Genomic DNA, 18,000 nt, shown 5'->3' on the forward strand with positions numbered 1-18,000 from the left:
GTGGCCTGATGCAGTCTTTTGCACTTGCCAGCCTGCCCGTACCGGGCGGAAACTGGCGGGCATGAGCAAGGACAAATCCCCCATACCCGCCCCTGTGGCTGATAGCGCGCAGGATGAAGCGGCCAAGGAAGCCGCATTGCTGAAACAGCCCGCCGAGGCCGATGAAGTGGGCGGCCCCAAGGGGCCCGAACCCACCCGCTACGGCGACTGGACGGTCAAGGGACGCTGCGTGGATTTCTGATCCCGCTACCCATTTCCTTAAGAAATAACAGAAGTTTTTGGGTGCCGCCTTTTTGAAAAAAGGCGGCGTCTTTCGAAGCTTTTTGAAAAAAGCTTCACCAAGACCTTCTACTCAGAGTTCATTGGGCAGCGGGCCACGTCCGAAGGATGTCTGCCGCGCGCGGTGCCCCGGCGGTGGCACGTTACACGAGATCAGGTAGATCCCGGCCACGAACACAAGCTGCGAGAGCGAATTGAACCACAGCGCGAGTTCATACACCGCATCCGCCGTCACGGCCTGATACAGCGCATAGGCCGCAAACGGAATGGAAATGGGCCGCATGCCCGCAAGCATGATGCGAAAGGGATTCTGGTAACCCGGCCGCACCATGGCCCGCATGCGGTGGATGCCGATATAGAAAATCACCTCGAAAAACCAGCCCAGCACATTGGTAATGAGGTTGTTGACCGTCATGCCATCAAGCACCAGCAGGGCGGAAATGGAGGCGGCAGAGAGCACGATCGAGCCGACCTGAAAGCTCATGCCCACGTCCATCGCCGTCAGGCGCTCGGGCAGCGCATCGGCAACAGGCTGGAAAATCCGGTCCAGCAGCCAGGCGTCGAACTGATTGACGCGTTCACCAAATGACATGACAGTTCCCAGCCTTCTCTCTCATCATGCGCAGGCGGCGGCCACGACCGCATCGGGGTAGCTGCCCGCCATGCCCGCCAGCGCGGTGTTGCTGAGCATGACAATGCTCATGCCCCGCGCCCGGTCCACCACCCATTGATGCCCGTACACGCCCCCCCATGTAAAACTCCCCGCGCTGAGCGGCGTGCGCGCGGCGGTTGAGTCGGTTATGACCGCCCCGCCATAACCGAAACCACGCCCACGCATGAGCGGTCCCATCTCGATCGCACCCGTGGCATTGCGCCCGAACAGCATGGCCGATGCGGGCGAGAGGAGCCCCTCGCCACCGAGCCGCACCGCCTCGAGAAATGCAAGGAATTCCGGTGCATTCCCCACCATGCCCGCCCCGCCTGAGGGATAGGAGGCGGGGTTATGGATCCGGTCGGGCGCAAAACGGATGGCCCCTACCCCGCCACCGGGCAGCAGGCGGGGCAGCACGTATTCCGCCCCCATGCGGATGGGAGCAGGCCTGTTATCAGCATAGCAGGTGGCAAGCATGCCGGACGCGGGCGGGGTGAAGCCAGTCTGTTCCCAGCCCAGCGGGCTGCCCACATGGTGGTGCAGCGCCTCGGGCAGCGTGCACCCGGCCACGGATTGGATCACGCCACCCATCACGTCCAGCCCCAGCGAATAGGCCCATCCTTGCCCCGGCGCGAAGATGAGGCGCGTTGTGGCCAGCCGCGCCAGATTATCGGCCAGCGAAAACCCCGGCTCGGCAATGCCATCCGACACGCCCGCGCGGGTATAGGGGTTATTATCCTGCGGGAAGGAAAAGCCATATGTCAGCCCGCTGGTATGGGTGAGCAACTGGTGCGACGTGATCTGACAGGGGCTGCCATCAGGCAGGGCGGGACAGAAATCGGGCAGGTAGCGCGTGATCGGGGCATGAAGGTCAAGCCGTCCTTCCTCCGCCAGGGCCAGCGCCACGGCGGTGATGACCGGCTTGGTCAGCGAAGCGAAGCGAAAGGGGGTCTCGACCTGCATGGGGCGGCTGGTTTCGCGGTCGGCAAGACCCACGGCCTCGCGCACCACCACATCGCCATCAACGGCGATCAGCACCACCGCGCCGACCAGACGGCCTGCGGCCACAGCGCCTTCCATGACATCGCGCACCCGCCCGGACATGCGGGCCGTCTCCGGCTGGGTTATGGACATGATCGTGTTCCTTCATGACTGGCAACGCAACACGCGAACTGGTCCCCGCCCGCAAAGCGGCGTAACCTTGTGCCATGATAGCACGCCTGTTTTCCAAGACATTATGCCTCTCCCTCCTGTTATGCGGTAGCGCCCTTGCCACGCCACCGCAGGCGCGGGCCGCAACGCCCGCGCCCCAGCCCGACATGCCAGTGCAGGCCACGCTGCCCAACGGGCTGCGGGTCGTGATCGTGCCCGACCGGCTGGCCCCGGTTGTGAGCACCGAGATCAACTATCTGGTGGGTTCGGCCGCGGCACCGGCGGGGTTTCCCGGCACGGCGCATGCGCTTGAGCACATGATGTTCCGCGGGAGCGAGGGGCTGGACCGCGACCAGCTAGCCGCCATCGGGACGCGGCTGGGCGGAAACTACAATGCCGACACGACGGAAAACGTAACGCAGTTCTTCTACACCGCCCCGGTGGAAAACCTGGACGTGCTGCTGCATATCGAAGCCCTGCGCATGAAGGGCCTGACGCTGGCCGCCGATGACTGGGCGCATGAACGCGGCGCGATCGAGCAGGAAGTCTCGCGCGATCTGTCAAGCCCCGGCTATGTGTATCTGGCGCGGCTGCAATCCATCCTGTTTGCTGGCACGCCCTATGAGCACGACGCGCTGGGTACCCGCCCGTCTTTTGACAAAACCGACACGGCCCTGCTGCGCCGGTTCTATCGTGACTGGTATGCACCCAACAACGCCATCCTCGTCATTGCCGGTGATGTTGACCCCGCCCGCGCCATGGCGCAGGTGCGCGCGGCCTTTGGCGCCATTCCCGCCCGCGCGCTGCCCGTGCGCCCGCAGGTCCAGCCCGGCCCGGTCCATGCCCAGACGCTGCATTTCCCTACCGATTACCCGGTGGGGCTGGTGGCCATCGCCAGCCGCATGCCCGGCCAGAACAGCCATGACTATGCCGCCGCCCGCATTCTGGCCGATGTGCTGTGCAGCCAGCGCGGAGCGTTGTACGAACTCGTGCCACAGGGGCGCGCGCTGCTGTCGAGCTTCGATTTCGTGACCAAGGCGGATGCGGGCATCGGCATTGCCATTGCCGCCTTCCCCAAGGGCGGCGATGCGGCCCCCCTGCAGGCCCGCATGCAGGATATCCTGAAAACCCTGCGTGAGAACGGCGTGCCCGCTGATCTGGTAGATGCCGCGAAACGCAAGGAACTGGCCCAGCTCGGCTTTGCCGCCAACAGCATTGCCGGCCTTGCGGAAAGCTGGTCGGAGGCACAGGCCATCATGGGCCTGCAATCCCCCGATGACGAAGCCACCGCCTTTGCTGCCGTGACCCCGGAGGATGTCAACCGCCTGGCCCGGCAGGTGCTTGACCCGCAGCAATCCATCACTGCCATCCTCACCCCGCGTGATGGCGGCCATCCGGTTGAAGGCAAGGGCTTTGGCGGCTCGGAATCCTTTGCCGCAGCACCCGATCACCCCGTCAGCCTGCCGCAATGGGCCAATGACAGCCTGATGGGTGTGACTGCCCCCACACCTTCTGTCCAGCCCGCCGCCTTCACGTTGCCGAACGGGCTGCGCCTGATCGTGCGCCCGGCCAATGTCAGCCACACGGTCAGCCTGTATGGCACCATCCGCCAGAATGAGGACATGCAGGAGCCACCGGGCAAGGAAGGCATTGCCGACATAACCGATGAGATGTTCCGCTACGGCAGCACCACGCATGACCGGATCGGGTTGCAGAAGGCGCTGGATGACATCGCCGCAACCGAAAGTGCGGGGTCCGATTTCAGCCTGAGCGTGCTGACACCCGACTTTGAGCGCGGGCTTGCCCTGCTGGCGGAAAATGAACTGCACCCCGCCCTGCCCGAGACCGCCTTTAAGGTGGTGCAGGCCAATGCGGCGGCCTCGCTGTCCGGGCTGCTGCATTCGCCTGATTATCTGTTTGGCCGCGCGATGCAGGCCGCCGTCTCGCCCAAGGGCGATCCGTCACTACGGCAGGCCGAGCCTGCAGGCATCATGAAGCTGGGGGTGGCGGACTGCCGTGCCTTCTATGCCGCGGCCTACCGGCCTGACCTGACCACCATCGTCATTACCGGCGACATAACGCCCGATGCCGCCTACAAGGCCATCGCCCACACCTTTGGCGCGTGGCGGGCCAGTGGCCCGACCCCCGTGGTCGACCTGCCGCCGCGCCCCGACAGCGGGGCCAGCGTGACCCGCGTGCCCGACCCGTCAAGCACGCAGGCCACGGTTTCCCTGCCCGAAAGCCTTGGGCTGACCGCAACCAACCCGGAGCATTTCGCGCTCAATCTGGGCAACGAAATCCTTGGCTCGGGCTTTTCCTCCCGCCTGTATCGCGACCTGCGGGTGCGCACCGGCTATGTCTATACCGTGCGCAGCCACCTGACATGGAAGCGCCAGCGCGCCGCCTACAGCATCTCGTTCGGTGCTGATCCGCAGAAGGTGGACGCCGCGCGGCGCGCGGCGATACAGGACATCATCGCCATGCAGACCCAGCCCGTCAGCGCGGATGAACTGGCCGTGGCACGCGCGGGCATGCTGCGTGGACTGGCGCTGCAGTCAGCCAGTCTCGACACCATTGCGGCGGCATACCTGCATTTCAGTGACCTTGGCCTGCCGCTCAACCAGAACGATATCGCAGCCCGGGCCTATTACACCATGGATGCCGAGACGATCCGCGATGCCTTCCGCAAGTGGATCCGACCCGATGATCTGGCTGAAATCATCAAAGGCCCCTCCGCAACACGGTAAAAGCGGGAGATAAAAAAAGGGCGGTGCATTTCTGCACCGCCCTTTTTCATGCCCGGCTCCAGCCCACGCATGCGCGGGCCGGAGCCTGTGGCAGGGATCAGCTCTCGGCGTTACGGCGACGGATCGCGGCACCCAGAATGTCACCCAGCGAAGCACCGCTATCGGAAGAACCGTAGTCAGAGATCGCCTGCTTGTCTTCCTCGACCTCACGGCCGCGGATGGTCAGGGCCAGCTTGCGGGCAGCGCGGTCAACCGACACGACCTTCGCATCGACGCGCTCGCCAACGGCGAAGCGCTCGGGGCGCTGGTCGGCCTTGTCACGCGCCAGTTCCGCACGGCGGATGAAGCCGGTCAGAACATCGTCAACCTTCACCTCGATGCCGTTCGCCTGCACCGCAGTGACGATGCAGGTCACGACCGCACCCTTCTGCACCTTGCTCAGCGTGTCAGCAGCGGGGTCTTCATGCAGCTGCTTGATGCCCAGCGAGATACGCTCCTTCTCCACGTCCACATCCAGAACCTTGGCCTTCACGACCTGGCCCTTCTCGTAGTGGCTCATGGCGACTTCGCCCGGCTCGTCCCACGACAGGTCGGACATGTGAACCATGCCATCGATGTCGGCGGAGAGGCCGATGAACAGGCCGAACTCGGTGATGTTGCGGATCTCGCCTTCCACCACGGAACCAACCTTGTGCTCCTCGGCGAACTGCTCCCACGGGTTGCGCTGCACCTGCTTCAGGCCCAGCGAGATGCGGCGCTTCGCGCTGTCCACATCCAGAACCATCACATCGACTTCCTGCGAAGTGGCGACGATCTTGCCCGGATGGACGTTCTTCTTCGTCCAGGACATCTCGGACACGTGCACCAGGCCTTCGACGCCCGGCTCGAGCTCGACGAACGCACCGTAGTCGGTGATGTTCGTGACGCGACCGGTGTAGCGGGCACCCGGCGGATACTTGATCGCCACGTTCTCCCACGGGTCAGCCTCAAGCTGCTTCATGCCCAGCGAGATGCGCTGCGTGTCGGGGTTGAAGCGGATGACCTGCACGCGGACCGGCTGGCCGATCTGCAGCGCCTCGGACGGGTGGTTGATGCGCTTCCATGCGATGTCGGTCACATGCAGCAGGCCATCGACGCCGCCAAGATCAACGAACGCACCGTAATCGGTGATGTTCTTGACCACGCCATCGAGAATCATGCCTTCCTTCAGGCCCTGGATCAGCTCGCTGCGCTGCTCCGCACGGGTCTCTTCGAGAACGGCGCGACGCGAAACGACGATGTTGCCGCGCGCGCGGTCCATCTTCAGGATCTGGAACGGCTGGGGCACGCCCATCAGGGGGGTCACATCGCGCACGGGGCGGATATCGACCTGGCTGCCGGGCAGGAACGCCATCGCGCCGCCGAGGTCGACGGTGAAGCCACCCTTGACGCGGCCATAGATGGTGCCATTGACGCGCTGGTTGCCTTCGAACGCCTTTTCAAGGTTCGACCAGGCTTCCTCGCGGCGGGCCTTCTCGCGCGACAGGACGATGGACCCGTCACGATCTTCGTACCGCTCGACGAACAGTTCGATGACATCACCCGGCTTTACATCGGGGGTAACGCCCGGCGGGCCGAATTCCTTGAGGGAAACGCGCCCTTCGCTTTTCAGGCCGACATCGACGATGGCGTATTCATCCGTCAGGCGAACAACGCGACCGGTGACGACGGAACCGTCAAACGCGGAATCGCGACCGAGGGTTTCCTCGAGGAGATCGGCAAAGTTCTCGACGGGCTGTGTTGTGGCTGAAGCCATGAGTTACTCGTAAATCCTGTAACCACATCATGACCGCGCGGCGGCGGATGTGGACAATCCTGCGCCCCCGCCTGCCCGCCTGAGCGGTAACATGGGAACGACTTGCCCGGCGCTCTGGGCCACGACACGGTCGCGGCACGCCTGCGGGCCAGATGTTGAAAAGCCATGCCCCGACGCAGGCGCGCGGGGCATATACCGTTGAGCACAGACACCCTATGGGCCGCGCCTGTCAATAAAAACCGTGCCGGGGGCGAATGGTTCGCACACAAAAGCGCGCTAGCGCGTCTTCAGCGCCACGATCCGCAGGGCCTCGGCCAGTACGGCGGCGGCATCGAGGTGATCGGTCTCGATATGCACCGCGTCATCCGCCGGACGCAGCGGGGCGGTGGCGCGGACGGAATCGGCGGCGTCGCGCGCCGCGATCTCGCGTTCCACCTGCGCTATCTGTGCTGCGCGGTCAGGAGCGTTAAGGTCGGTCGCCATCTGCTCCCACCGCCGCTCGGCCCGCGTGCGGGCCGAAGCCGTGATGTAGAGCTTGACCTGCGCATCAGGGAAAATGACCGTGCCGATATCACGCCCGTCGAGCACCGCGCCGTGGGCGCCGGCAAAGCGGCGCTGCACGTCAACGAGTACCCGGCGCACGGCGGGCTGGGCGGCAACAAGGCTTGCGGCACGGTCCACCTCGGGCACGCGCAGGTCAGTGCGGCGCAGGTCTTCCATGCCCACGGTGGCGGCAAATTCCTCCGCCGGGGCGGTGGCGGGGTCATGCCCCGCATCGATCATGCGCCGCCCGGTGGCGCGGTAAAGCAGGCCGGTGTCGAGATAGGGCAGGCCCAGCGCCTCGGCCAGGCTGCGGGCCAGCGTGCCCTTGCCTGCCGCAGCCGGGCCGTCAACCGCTATGACCAGGCGCTGCGTCATGCCGCAAGCCCCGCCCCGATGCTGTTCATCAGCCCCACGAATCCGGGGAAGCTCGTGTCGATGAAGGCGGTGTCATCCACGCTGACCGGCTTGCGGGCTGCAAGGCCCATCACGATGGCGCTCATGGCCAGGCGGTGATCCATGCGGGTCTCGACCAGCCCGCCACCGGGAATGGCCCCGCCCGTGCCGTGCACGATCATGTCATCGCCCACCACATCCACCCTGATGCCGTTGGCTTCAAGCAGCGCCACGGTGGCGGCAAGGCGGTCGCTTTCCTTCACCCGCAGCTCCTCCAGCCCGCGAAAGCGCGACGGCCCCACAGCATGGGCGGCAGCCACGGCCAGAACCGGATATTCATCAATCATCGAGGGCGCGCGGGTGGCGGGCACGTCCACGCCATGCAGCGCGCCTGCGGTGGCGGTCAGGTCGCCCACGGGTTCGCCGCCTTCGACACGCTCGTTGCTGATGGCGAGATCGGCCCCCATCTCGCGCAGCGAGGTGAACAGCCCGGTGCGCAGCGGGTTCAGCCCCACGCCCTGCACGCGCACTGTCGAGCCAGGCACCAGCAGGGCCGCGACGAGCACGAAAGCGGCGGAGGACGGATCGCCCGGCACCACGATGTCACGCGCCACAAGGTCGGGACGGCCCTGAAGCGTAATCACCCGGCCCCCGGCTCCCATAGGTTCGACCTGCACCTGCGCGCCGAAGTGACGCAGCATGTTTTCGGTATGGTCGCGGGTGGCTACGGGTTCTTCCACCCTTGTCTCGCCCACCGCGTTCAGCCCGGCCAGCAGCACGGCGGACTTGACCTGCGCCGAGGCCACCGGCAGCCGGTAGGCCAGCGGCGGCGGGTTGGCATTGCCTGCGATGGCCAGCGGCAGCCGTCCGCCCTGGCGCGAGAGGAACGTGGCCCCGGTGGCGGCGAGCGGATCGGTCACGCGCTTCATCGGGCGGCCGCGCAGGCTGGCGTCGCCCGTCATGACCGAGGTGAAGCCGTGGCTGGCCAGAATGCCTGACAGCAGGCGCGCCGCCGTGCCGGAATTGCCCATGTCCAGCACATCGGCAGGTTCACGCAGCCCGTCGAGCCCGCAGCCCTGCACGCGCCACTGCCCGGCCCCTTCGCGGGTGATGTCCGCGCCAAGGGCACGCATGGCGTCGGCGGTGCGCAGCACGTCCTCGCCTTCCAGCAGGCCGGTGATGTGGGTCGTGCCACGCGCGAGGGCAGCAAACATCAGCGAGCGGTGGCTGATCGACTTGTCACCCGGCACATGGACCGAACCGGACAGGGGCGCGCGCGGGGCATGAACCGTCAGCGCGCGAACGGAAGAAGGGGCATGATCGGTTTTCATAACGCATCCCATTCCGTATTCCGGGTGACAAAGTCAATCACAGATCGGCATGATCGGGGTGCCGGGATGCGGAGGCAATGTTTGACATGCGCCGCGCAAACTGGCATGGGGCTGCGCCTTTTGCCACTTCCGGATACGGTGGCTCCATTCATCATTAAAAACAGGATCGACAGGTTCAAGATGGCTCAGTCCAACCTCGGCACCAAACGTGTCTGTGTCTCCTGCAGCGCCCGTTTCTACGATCTGAACAAGAATCCGGCCGTCTGCCCCAAATGCGGTGCTGAACAGCCCGTGGAACTGCCCCGCGTGCGCCGCCCGGTGGAAGCTGCACCCGAATCCAAGCCCAAGACCGGCGATGCCGCGCACGAGAATGACGTGGATGTCGATCTCGACACCGACGCGGATGAGGATGCAGATACCGTTCTGCCTGACGACGCGGGCCTTGATGACGATGATGACGACGACATCAGCACGGCTGACATCGACGTCAAAACCGACAAGGACGACGATAACTGAGTCCGACCGGCCCGGAGCCCACGCTCCGGGCCGTTTTTGCATCAGGCGGGGTTGCGGCGCTCGATCTCGACGCCAACCGATTCGGCATCATCGAAAATGTCGAGCTTTTCGACGCTGACGCGCACGATGCGCACGCGTTTTTCCGCCAGCACGCCAGCCGCGATTCGCTCGGCCAGCGTTTCCACCAGGGCCACATGCCCCTGCTCCACCAGCGTGCGCACCAGCAGCACCACATGTTCATATGACACCGTGCGGGCCAGATCATCCGCCCCCACCTCCAGCGAGGCGCTGTCGGGCACGCCAAACATCACATTAACGCGAATGCGCTGGGTCACGCCCTGCTCGTGTTCAAACACGCCAATATGGGCATCAAGCACCATATTGCGCACGAACAGGCAGCGCAGCTTCTCAGGTTCATTCCACGGCGGGAATACGGACATGATGGTTCCTGTCAGTCGGGGGGCTTCAGCGCACGGGCGGTGCGGGCGACCACTGCATGTGCTGGCCGCCATCAAGGGCAAGCATCTGCCCGGTGACCGATGGCAGGCACACAAGCGACAGGGCCGCGCGCGCGATCTCATCGGGCGTTGCCACCTGCCCTAGCGGCACGGAGGCGCATTGCCGGGCAAACTGCTCGGCTGTCTGCCTGGGCGTGGGCAGCACGGGGCCGGGACCAATGGCGTTGACGCGAATCCTGCGGGGCGCCAGTGCGAGCGCCATGGTCTGGGTCAATGTCCATAACGCCGCCTTGGACACGGTATAGCTGACAAAATGGGGCGTGAGCGACCATACGCGCTCATCAAGCATGTTGAGCACCATGCCCTGCGCGCCCTCGGGCAGCAGGCGGGCAAATTCCTGCATCAGCACGAAGGGCGCGCGGGTGTTGGGCTCCATATGGGCATCCCACCCCGCCCTTGTCGCGCTATCCCATTCATCGCGCATGAACACGCTGGCATTGTTGACCAGCACGCCCACCGGGCCAAGCTGGCGGGTCGCCTCGGCCATGAGCGGCGTGACCATTGCCTCCTGCGCCAGATTGGCGGGCAACAGCACGGCCCTGCGGCCTAATGCGCGAATTTCGGCAGCACCCTGTTCCGCAGCCTGCGCGGACGTATTGTAATGCAGCGCGATATCAAAGCCCGCGCGCGCCAGTTCCAGCGCAATGGCGCGGCCAAGGCGGGCCGCCCCGCCCGTGACCAGCGCCACGCGCGGCATGGCGGCAGGCACGGGCCAGGCCATGCTCATGCGGGCCTGCGCGCCATGATGGCGGCAGCCAGCGTGCCATCATCAAGCACATCAAGCGCGCCACCTACCGGCACGCCCTGCCCCACGCGGCTGATTTTTATGTCAAACCGGGCCAGCCGCTCATGCAGCCAGTGCATGGTGGTGGCCCCTTCCACCGTTGCGCCAAGGGCCAGGATCACTTCGCGCACGCCGCCTGCGGCAATGCGGTCGAACAACGGCTGCACGTTGAGGTCATCCGGCCCGATGCCGGACAGGGCGGACAGCGTGCCGCCCAGCACCTGATACACGCCACGATGCACGCCCGCGCGCTCAAGCGCCCACAGGTCGCCCACATTTTCCACCACGCACACCAGCCCCACATCGCGGGTGGGGTCAGCGCAGATGGCGCAGGGATCGGTCGTGTCAAGGTTGCCGCAGGTCGAGCAGGTGCGCACGGCACGCGCCGCCTGCTCCATGGCCTGTGCCAGCGGCAGCATACGGGCATGGGGCTGGCGCAGCAGGGCCAGCGCCGCCCGTCGGGCCGAGCGGGGCCCGAGCCCCGGCAGGCGGCCCAGCAGGGTCACCAGCCGGTCGATCTCACCCCGCCCGCTCATGCATGCTCCCCCGCACCATGGCTCAGAACGGGAATTTCATCCCGCCCGGCAGGTTCAGGCCGCCGGTGACCTTCTTCATTTCCTCGCTGGCGGTGGCGTCGAGCTTCTTGCGGGCATCGGCGCTGGCGGCGAGAATCAGATCCTGCATCATTTCCATCTCGGCGGGATCGGCCAGCTTGGGGTCGATGGTGATCGACTTCATATCGCCCTTGCCGTTCATGGTCAGCGTGACCATGCCAGCGCCCGCGCTGCCTTCAATGACCATGTCTTCAAGCTTGGCCTGCATTTCTTCCATGCGGGCCTGCATCTGGGTGGCCTGTTTCATCAGGCCGGCAAGATTTTTCATGTTCCGTGTCTCTCCTCAGGCAAAATCATCTGCATCCAGATCATCCTCTTCTACCAGATCGGCATCAAGAGGGGCGAATTCGAGGTCTGGCGCCAGACTTTCCAGCGCAAGCTCTTCTGGCGGCAGGCCGTAATCATCGAGCGCGTGATCGGTCACGGCACCCAGCCGGGCGGTAGGGAAGACCGCCAGCACCGCCTGCACCAGCGGGTGGGCCTGTGCCTGCGCGCGATGGAGCTGAATGATCTCGGCTCCCTGCTCGGCAATCGTGGCCTCGCCTTCCTCCTCGGACTGGCGGACCTGCCAACTGGCGTCGTCCGTCATCTCGCGCAGGAAGGTTTCGAGCCGCCGGGCCAGGCCGGGCAGGCTGTTGCGCTCCACCCGGATCGTGATCAGCGGCGGTGCAAACGCAACCAGATGCACCGCATGGTAAAGATGGCCGTGCAGCATGGCGTCCCGTCCGGACACAAGCGCCAGCGTCTCGCGCCATGTGCGTGGCGAGGGCGCGAGCGCCTCGTCCTCCACCCGGCCTGTATCGGGCGCGTGCTGTGGCGTGGCATCGACCCGCACGCCACCATTGGCCACCATGCGGATAGCGCCCCCGCCGCCTTCAGGCCCCGCCGTAACACTGGAGGTTGCGCCTGCCTGCACCCCGCCCCCCGCAGGAGCGGTGGGAGCTGCGGAAGACTGAACGGGCAACGCCGCCGCATCCTGCCCCAGCATGCGGCGCACCAGATCACCCGGCGGTGGCAGGTCGGCCACGTAGCACAGGCGGATCAGCACCATCTCGGCGGCCTGCCTGCGGTCAGGCGCCTGCTCGACCTCCGCCACACCCTTGAGCAGCATCTGCCATGTGCGGCCCAGCACCGGCACCGGCACACGCTCGGCCAGGGCCGCGCCACGCTGGCGCTCGGCCTCGGGCATCTCGGGGTTGTCACGCAGGGCGGGAATGGCCTTGAGGCGCGAGACGGTGTGCACAAGCTCCAGCACATCACCCAGCATCACGCCCAGATCGCCACCGCGCTCATAGACATCGCCGGTAATGGCCAGCGCGCGCTCGGGGCGGCCTTCCAGCACGGCATCGAGCAGGTCGAACACCAGCCCGCGATCGGCAAGGCCGAGCATGCCCGCCACAAGGTCCAGCCCGATGGGGGCCGCATCCGTGCCGCCCTCGCCATCAAGCGTACCCTGCGCGATGGCCTGATCGAGCAGCGACAGCCCGTCACGCACCGAGCCATCGGCCGCGCGCGCGATCAGGGCCAGTGCATCGGAGGTGAACACGACATTCTCGGCGCGGGCCACACGATCGAAATGGGCGGCGAGTTCCACCTGCGGCACGCGGCGCAGCGCGAAGGTCTGGCACCGCGACAGCACGGTGACCGGCACCTTGCGCAACTCGGTCGTGGCAAAGATGAAGGTGACCTGCGCAGGCGGCTCCTCCAGCGTCTTGAGCAGCGCGTTGAACGCGTTGCGCGAGAGCATGTGAACCTCATCGATGATGAAGACCTTCATGCGCCCCTGCATGGGGCGGAAGCGGGTCGCCTCGATGATTTCGCGCACGTCGTCCACGCCGGTGCGCGAGGCGGCATCCATCTCCAGCACATCGGGGTGGCGGTCAGCGAGGATGGCCACGCAGTTGGGGCACACGCCGCACGGGTCCGCCGTGGGGCCGCCATTGCCATCAGGCCCGGTGCAGTTGAGCGCGCGGGCAATGATGCGCGCCGTGGTGGTCTTGCCCACGCCGCGCACGCCGGTCAGCATGAAGGCATGCGCCACGCGCCCGAGCGCAAAGGCGTTGCGCAGGATGCGGACAGTGGTTTCCTGACCGATCAGGTCATCGAATGTGGTGGGGCGATATTTGCGGGCCAGCACGCGGTAGGGTGCGGCGGGGGCTGCATCCGCCACGGCGGGCGCTGGTGGCGGGGTGGCGTCACCAAACAGGCCGGGGCCATCTGCGGGCGGTGCAGGCAGCCCGGCCTCCTCGGAACGATCCTGATCCGACGAAACGGTCATTGATGCATCCGGGCTGGAGAAGTGGCCATGACGTACGCGGCGCGATGGCGGCACAGAAACGTGTTCAAGATGAGAGACCGGCCATAACCCGGACGAAACTCACTATGGCTGCTTCCTTCCGGACCTGACCAGGTTAGCAAGGTATCCGTCTACAACCGATCTCCCGAGCGGGTTCTAACACATACCCCCGCCCCATGCACAAGGGGGCGGGTAAAAAAATCACGCTTATTCCCCCACGGCCGCACCGGACTGGTGGCGCAGGTCGGCTCCGCCATAATAACGCGCCTGCCCCACCCGGCCGATGCACGGACCACCGACAAGAATGCTCTCGGCAACGCCCCAGGGCGCATGCTCCTCCACCATGTAGCCTTCATGGGTGAGCGTGCGGATGACAGCGGGGGACAGCGCGCCGTGTTCCACCTGCACCACATCGGGCTGCCACTGCTCATGGATGCGCGGCAGGTCGACCGCCTGCTGCACGTCGAGCCCGTAATCGACCATGCCGGTCAGCACGGACAGGACGATGGTGGGAATGCGCGAGCCACCGGGGCTGCCGAGCACCATGGCGGGCTGGCCATCATGCGAAACAATGGTCGGCGCCATGGATGAGAGCGGCGTCTTGCCCGGTGCTATGGCATTGGCCTGGCTGCCCACGATGCCGAACATGTTCGGCTCGCCGGGGCGGGTGGCGAAATCATCCATCTCGTCATTCATGACCACGCCGGTGCGGCCCGCCACCACGCCGGCGCCAAACCAGCCATTGAGCGTATAGGTTACCGCCACCGTCATGCCCGACTGGTCGGCAATGGAATAATGGGTGGTTTCCTCCTTCTCGCCTTCAGGCGCGCCGGGGCGCAGGCTGGCGGAAGAAACAGCATGGTTGAGCGGCAGGTACTGGCGCACCTGTGCCGCGTAGGCGGGGTCGGTCAGGTGCGCGATGGGGTTGTTGACGAAGGCCGGGTCGCCAAGATCCTGCCGGTCGGCATAGGCGTGGCGCATGGCCTCGACCTCGCGCTGCACGCCTGCTGCCGTGTGCAGCCCGAGCGCATGCATGTCATAGCCCGACAGGATGTTGAGCATCTCGCACAGTGCGACACCGCCGCCGCTCGGCGGGGGGGCCGTATCGATATGATAGCCGCGATAGTCGCATGTCAGCGGCGCCATCATGCGGGTGTGGTAGCTGGTAAAATCCTTGCGCGACAGGATGCCGCCACCCTTCTGGCTGCTCCTGATGATCTCTTTCGCCACCGGCCCCTCGTAAAAACCGCTGGCCCCCTTGCGCGCGATCCGCTCGAGCGTGCGGGCAAGATCAGGCTGCACCAGCCGCTCGCCCGCCACGAGCGGCGTGCCATCGGGATGCAGGAAGATTTTGCTGGCATACGGATCCCTGGCGAATTCGGCGGTCGAGGTATGCAGCAGGTCCGCATCGCTGGGCTTAAGAATGAACCCGTCGCGCGCCAGCGTGATGGCCGGGGCCATGACATCCGCGCGCGACAGTTTGCCCCACCGGTCATGCACCTGCTCCAGCCCCGCCACCGTGCCGGGAACCGCAACGGCCTTCCACCCCTTGGTGGAGGCATTGGGAATAACGTGGCCCGCCGCATCCTGATACATGGTGGCCGTGGCGGCCCCAGGCGCGTGCTCGCGGAAATCAACGAAGGTTGCCTGCCCGTCGGGCATGCGCAGGGTCATGAACCCGCCGCCACCGATATTGCCCGCGGCGGGATAGACCACCGCCATGGCATAACCCACCGCCACGGCGGCATCGACCGCGTTGCCGCCACGCGCAAGGATATCAGCGCCCACATGGGCCGCGAGGTCCTGCGCCACGACCACCATGCCATTGCGCCCCGGCGTGGGCGCAATGCCGATGGCCTGGCCGCCCGGCGTGTTCTCGAATGCCAGCGGGTCCACCACCGCGGCCTGCCCCGCCACCGGCAGGGCGGCGACAAGGCATGAAAGAAGGAGCGCGCGGGAGTACAGGCCACGGGCGGAAGGCATGGGCATTTCCTTTTTTGGTCTTGGGAGCGTGTGGATCCCTTACGGGCGGCGCGTCATGCCTGCCTGTAAGGCGGGCAGGTATAGCCTGCGGGCGAGAGGGTGAAGACCTCGCACCCGTCTTCGGTCACGCCCATCATGTGCTCGAACTGGGCGGACAGCGAACGGTCGCGCGTCACCGCTGTCCATTTATCCTCAAGGATCTTTACATCCGGGCGGCCGATATTGAGCATGGGCTCGATGGTGAAGAACATGCCCGGGCGCAGCACCAGATCCTCGCCGGGGTTGCCGTAATGCAGCACGTTGGGCGGCGCGTGGAAGGTACGCCCGATTCCATGCCCGCAGAAATCACGCACCACCGAAAAACGCCGCGCCTCGGCATAGGTCTGGATAATGTGCCCGATATCGCCCAGCGTGGCGCCGGGACGCACGGCATCAATGGCCAGCATGAGGGATTCGTAGGTCGCCTCGATCAGCTTCTGCGCGCGCAGCTTGACCTTGCCCACGGTGTACATCCGGCTCGTATCACCGTACCAGCCATCAAGGATGACGGTCACGTCGATATTGAGGATGTCACCATCCTTCAGCGTCTTTTCGCCCGGAATGCCGTGACAGACGACATGATTGATCGAAATGCAGCTTGAGGCCGGGTAGCCGCGATAGCCCAGCGTGGCGGGCACCGCGCCATTGGCAAGCATGTAATCATGGATCAGGCGGTCGAGTTCGCCCGTGGTGACCCCCTCGCGCACATGCGGGGTGATCATGTCGAGCGTGCGGGCGGCAAGCTGGCCTGCCGCCCGCATGCCCACGAAATCTTCTGGCGTGTGGATCTTTACCGCGCCGCCGTGCATATCGCCTTCCATGCCGCTAACCTTTCCTGTCATCTGTGCATGACCACCCGCCCGCAGTCATGAGAGGGACGACAGGAACACGCCTGACCCGCCTGCCAGCCGCACCGGATGGATAATCGTGCCTTCTATACCCTGCCCGGCGCGTGCTGTCAGCTTCGTGACTTGGCGCGCGCATGCGTGGTGTGCGCCACATGCCCCATGCTGACCAGATGCACATGCGCCCGCACGGGTGCGGGGTGCACGTGCACCACCGTTCCATGACCGCGCCGGATGCGGCTGTACGAGGCGGGAATGGCCGGTGCCTCGGCCACTTCATCCGTCGTAGAGGCGCGCAGGCGGGCGGAGGCCAGCGTCATGCCATGGCGGCCAGCGACGGACCTGCCCCCCGCACGCGCAAGCAGCAGCGGCCGCGTGGCAGGACGCGCCACGGGGGCCACGCCCTCGGCCGCGAAGCTGGTATCGAGCAGGGCCGTCATGGTGGTGTTGCGCCGCGTATTGGACTTCGCCCCCATGACCACGCCGATCAGGCGCACGTTGTCGCGCACGGCGGAGGTGACGAGGTTATGCCCCGCCTCATCCGTATAACCGGTCTTGAGGCCATCGGCGCCGGGATAGGCGCCAAGCATCGGGTCATGGTTGGGCACCTCGCGCCCGTGAAAATAGAAGCCCGGCACCGCGAAGTAATGGTAATATTCGCCATAATCCACGATCAGATGACGCGCCAGGGTGGCGAGGTCACGCGCCGATGTCATTTGTTCGGGGTTGGGCAGGCCCGAGGCGTTGCGGAACACGGTGTCATACATGCCAAGCCTGCCGGCCTCGCGTGTCATCATCGCGGCGAAGCGGGTCTCGTCGCCACCGCCAAGGAACTCGCCAAGCGCGCAGGCCGCGTCATTGGCGGACTTGGTGACCAGCGCGAGCACCGCCTGCTCCACCGTAAGCTGCGACCCCGGACGCAGGCCCAGCTTGGAGGGTTCCATCGAGGCGGCATGGACCGAGACCGGAATTTCCTGATTAAATGCAACCTGCCCCGTGCGCACGGCCTTGAAAGCAAGGTACAGCGTCATCAGCTTGGTCAGGCTGGCGGGGTAGCGGCGCAGGTCCGAATCCTGCTGCGACAGCACGGCCCCGGTGCGGGCATCGACCACAATGGAGCTGACCTGCCCCACATATTGCGCCCTTGCAGCATGCATGCCCCCAAGGCCGACACACAGCCCCACGGTTGCAGTAACCCTGAGGCGGGAAAAACGGGTAGCGGATAAACGGCTCATGGGATGGCGAAACCTGCGCGTGCAATGATCATCATACGGCTTCGGGCGCACGGGGTTACCCGGCACCCCTCCATCCATTCACGGGTTGCTTGGCTGCAACCATTCTAAAAGAAAGGTTTTCTATTCGTCCAGCAGCCTGTCGGGTTGGGCATTTTGCGGCTGATAACGCCGAGGCTGACCCGGCTTATGCTGCCTGAAGCCGTGCCATTCTTTTGCAGTTGTATGCGAGAGCGACGAGGGTCCATTCAGTCGTGACTTTTGCAAGGCCACGCAGACTG

16 protein-coding genes and 1 other RNA gene are annotated in these 18,000 nt (G+C 65.5%); 3 read left to right on the forward strand and 14 right to left on the reverse strand.

The genetic code is table 11. The features are described 5' to 3' along the window. Positions 1 to 61: 61 nt before the first annotated feature. Positions 62 to 241 (forward strand): DUF1674 domain-containing protein, encoded by a 180-nt coding sequence (locus CDI09_RS01320; RefSeq protein ID WP_078524591.1) that lies wholly within the window; start codon positions 62 to 64, stop codon positions 239 to 241. A 111-nt stretch (positions 242 to 352) separates the two neighbouring features. On the opposite strand, the gene CDI09_RS01325 is transcribed toward CDI09_RS01320, so the two are convergent. Both CDI09_RS01325 and CDI09_RS01330 read right to left on the reverse strand, forming a co-directional pair. Beyond that, positions 353 to 871 carry a hypothetical protein gene (locus CDI09_RS01325; protein WP_078524592.1) on the reverse strand — a complete coding sequence of 173 codons (519 nt, stop codon included), beginning with the start codon at positions 869 to 871 and terminating at the stop codon, positions 353 to 355. Positions 872 to 895: 24 nt separating this feature from the next. Next, the gene (locus tag CDI09_RS01330; RefSeq protein WP_078524593.1) at positions 896 to 2,065 is read right to left on the reverse strand and encodes a serine hydrolase domain-containing protein; all 1,170 of its coding nucleotides are present in this window, start codon (positions 2,063 to 2,065) and stop codon (positions 896 to 898) included. Between the two features lie 74 nt (positions 2,066 to 2,139). Here CDI09_RS01330 and CDI09_RS01335 point away from each other — a divergent pair, with 74 nt between their 5' ends. Continuing rightward, positions 2,140 to 4,830, forward strand: a complete 2,691-nt coding sequence (locus CDI09_RS01335; protein WP_205836669.1) for a M16 family metallopeptidase — start codon at positions 2,140 to 2,142, stop codon at positions 4,828 to 4,830. Positions 4,831 to 4,927: 97 nt separating this feature from the next. On the opposite strand, the gene rpsA is transcribed toward CDI09_RS01335, so the two are convergent. The 3 genes from rpsA to aroA all read right to left on the reverse strand — a co-directional run bounded on the left by rpsA (position 4,928) and on the right by aroA (position 8,892). Continuing rightward, positions 4,928 to 6,625, reverse strand: a complete 1,698-nt coding sequence (rpsA, locus tag CDI09_RS01340) for a 30S ribosomal protein S1 (protein ID WP_078524594.1) — start codon at positions 6,623 to 6,625, stop codon at positions 4,928 to 4,930. 276 nt (positions 6,626 to 6,901) lie between these two features. Next, positions 6,902 to 7,543, reverse strand: a complete 642-nt coding sequence (gene cmk / locus CDI09_RS01345) for a (d)CMP kinase (protein ID WP_078524595.1) — start codon at positions 7,541 to 7,543, stop codon at positions 6,902 to 6,904. Beyond that, positions 7,540 to 8,892 (reverse strand): 3-phosphoshikimate 1-carboxyvinyltransferase, encoded by a 1,353-nt coding sequence (gene aroA, locus CDI09_RS01350; protein WP_078524596.1) that lies wholly within the window; start codon positions 8,890 to 8,892, stop codon positions 7,540 to 7,542. The genes cmk and aroA overlap by 4 nt, the downstream gene beginning before the upstream one ends. Positions 8,893 to 9,072: 180 nt before the next feature. On the opposite strand from aroA, the gene CDI09_RS01355 reads away from it, so the two are divergent. After that, complete coding sequence (locus CDI09_RS01355) at positions 9,073 to 9,408, forward strand: TIGR02300 family protein (protein WP_078527714.1); 336 nt, start codon at positions 9,073 to 9,075, stop codon at positions 9,406 to 9,408. Between the two features lie 41 nt (positions 9,409 to 9,449). Here CDI09_RS01355 and folB read toward each other — a convergent pair whose 3' ends face one another. The 9 genes from folB to CDI09_RS01400 form a co-directional block, all read right to left on the reverse strand. Then, complete coding sequence (gene folB / locus CDI09_RS01360; protein ID WP_078524597.1) at positions 9,450 to 9,848, reverse strand: dihydroneopterin aldolase; 399 nt, start codon at positions 9,846 to 9,848, stop codon at positions 9,450 to 9,452. A 25-nt stretch (positions 9,849 to 9,873) separates the two neighbouring features. Further along, a complete protein-coding gene (locus CDI09_RS01365) occupies positions 9,874 to 10,653 on the reverse strand; it encodes an SDR family oxidoreductase (protein ID WP_078524598.1) in 780 nt (259 codons plus the stop codon). After that, positions 10,650 to 11,246 carry a recombination mediator RecR gene (gene recR / locus CDI09_RS01370; RefSeq protein WP_078524599.1) on the reverse strand — a complete coding sequence of 199 codons (597 nt, stop codon included), beginning with the start codon at positions 11,244 to 11,246 and terminating at the stop codon, positions 10,650 to 10,652. Before recR ends, CDI09_RS01365 begins: the two co-directional genes overlap by 4 nt. 22 nt (positions 11,247 to 11,268) lie before the next feature. Further along, positions 11,269 to 11,592, reverse strand: a complete 324-nt coding sequence (locus tag CDI09_RS01375) for a YbaB/EbfC family nucleoid-associated protein (RefSeq protein ID WP_078524600.1) — start codon at positions 11,590 to 11,592, stop codon at positions 11,269 to 11,271. A gap of 15 nt (positions 11,593 to 11,607) precedes the next feature. Next, positions 11,608 to 13,602: a DNA polymerase III subunit gamma/tau gene (locus tag CDI09_RS01380; RefSeq protein WP_078524601.1), complete on the reverse strand. Its 1,995-nt coding sequence runs from the start codon at positions 13,600 to 13,602 to the stop codon at positions 11,608 to 11,610. 69 nt (positions 13,603 to 13,671) lie between these two features. Continuing rightward, positions 13,672 to 13,766: signal recognition particle sRNA small type (ffs, locus tag CDI09_RS01385), an RNA gene on the reverse strand. A gap of 61 nt (positions 13,767 to 13,827) precedes the next feature. Next, positions 13,828 to 15,603 (reverse strand): gamma-glutamyltransferase, encoded by a 1,776-nt coding sequence (gene ggt / locus CDI09_RS01390; protein WP_078527716.1) that lies wholly within the window; start codon positions 15,601 to 15,603, stop codon positions 13,828 to 13,830. Positions 15,604 to 15,656: 53 nt separating this feature from the next. Further along, a complete protein-coding gene (map, locus tag CDI09_RS01395; protein ID WP_078524602.1) occupies positions 15,657 to 16,463 on the reverse strand; it encodes a type I methionyl aminopeptidase in 807 nt (268 codons plus the stop codon). Between the two features lie 137 nt (positions 16,464 to 16,600). Beyond that, complete coding sequence (locus tag CDI09_RS01400; RefSeq protein WP_078524603.1) at positions 16,601 to 17,722, reverse strand: D-alanyl-D-alanine carboxypeptidase family protein; 1,122 nt, start codon at positions 17,720 to 17,722, stop codon at positions 16,601 to 16,603. Positions 17,723 to 18,000: the final 278 nt, after the last annotated feature.

Source organism: Komagataeibacter nataicola, from assembly GCF_003207795.1.
Taxonomy (GTDB): Bacteria; Pseudomonadota; Alphaproteobacteria; order Acetobacterales; family Acetobacteraceae; genus Komagataeibacter; species Komagataeibacter nataicola.

Coding starts and splice junctions, on each gene's coding strand:
- rpsA (WP_078524594.1), bottom strand. CDS start 6,625: ATGGCTTCAGCCACAACACAGCCCGTCGAGAACTTTGCCGATCTCCTC.
- CDI09_RS01365 (WP_078524598.1), bottom strand. CDS start 10,653: ATGAGCATGGCCTGGCCCGTGCCTGCCGCCATGCCGCGCGTGGCGCTG.
- folB (WP_078524597.1), bottom strand. CDS start 9,848: ATGTCCGTATTCCCGCCGTGGAATGAACCTGAGAAGCTGCGCTGCCTG.
- ggt (WP_078527716.1), bottom strand. CDS start 15,603: ATGCCTTCCGCCCGTGGCCTGTACTCCCGCGCGCTCCTTCTTTCATGC.
- recR (WP_078524599.1), bottom strand. CDS start 11,246: ATGAGCGGGCGGGGTGAGATCGACCGGCTGGTGACCCTGCTGGGCCGC.
- CDI09_RS01330 (WP_078524593.1), bottom strand. CDS start 2,065: ATGTCCATAACCCAGCCGGAGACGGCCCGCATGTCCGGGCGGGTGCGC.
- aroA (WP_078524596.1), bottom strand. CDS start 8,892: ATGAAAACCGATCATGCCCCTTCTTCCGTTCGCGCGCTGACGGTTCAT.
- CDI09_RS01355 (WP_078527714.1), top strand. CDS start 9,073: ATGGCTCAGTCCAACCTCGGCACCAAACGTGTCTGTGTCTCCTGCAGC.
- CDI09_RS01380 (WP_078524601.1), bottom strand. CDS start 13,602: ATGACCGTTTCGTCGGATCAGGATCGTTCCGAGGAGGCCGGGCTGCCT.
- map (WP_078524602.1), bottom strand. CDS start 16,463: ATGGAAGGCGATATGCACGGCGGCGCGGTAAAGATCCACACGCCAGAA.
- CDI09_RS01325 (WP_078524592.1), bottom strand. CDS start 871: ATGTCATTTGGTGAACGCGTCAATCAGTTCGACGCCTGGCTGCTGGAC.
- cmk (WP_078524595.1), bottom strand. CDS start 7,543: ATGACGCAGCGCCTGGTCATAGCGGTTGACGGCCCGGCTGCGGCAGGC.
- CDI09_RS01320 (WP_078524591.1), top strand. CDS start 62: ATGAGCAAGGACAAATCCCCCATACCCGCCCCTGTGGCTGATAGCGCG.
- CDI09_RS01375 (WP_078524600.1), bottom strand. CDS start 11,592: ATGAAAAATCTTGCCGGCCTGATGAAACAGGCCACCCAGATGCAGGCC.
- CDI09_RS01335 (WP_205836669.1), top strand. CDS start 2,140: ATGATAGCACGCCTGTTTTCCAAGACATTATGCCTCTCCCTCCTGTTA.
- CDI09_RS01400 (WP_078524603.1), bottom strand. CDS start 17,722: ATGAGCCGTTTATCCGCTACCCGTTTTTCCCGCCTCAGGGTTACTGCA.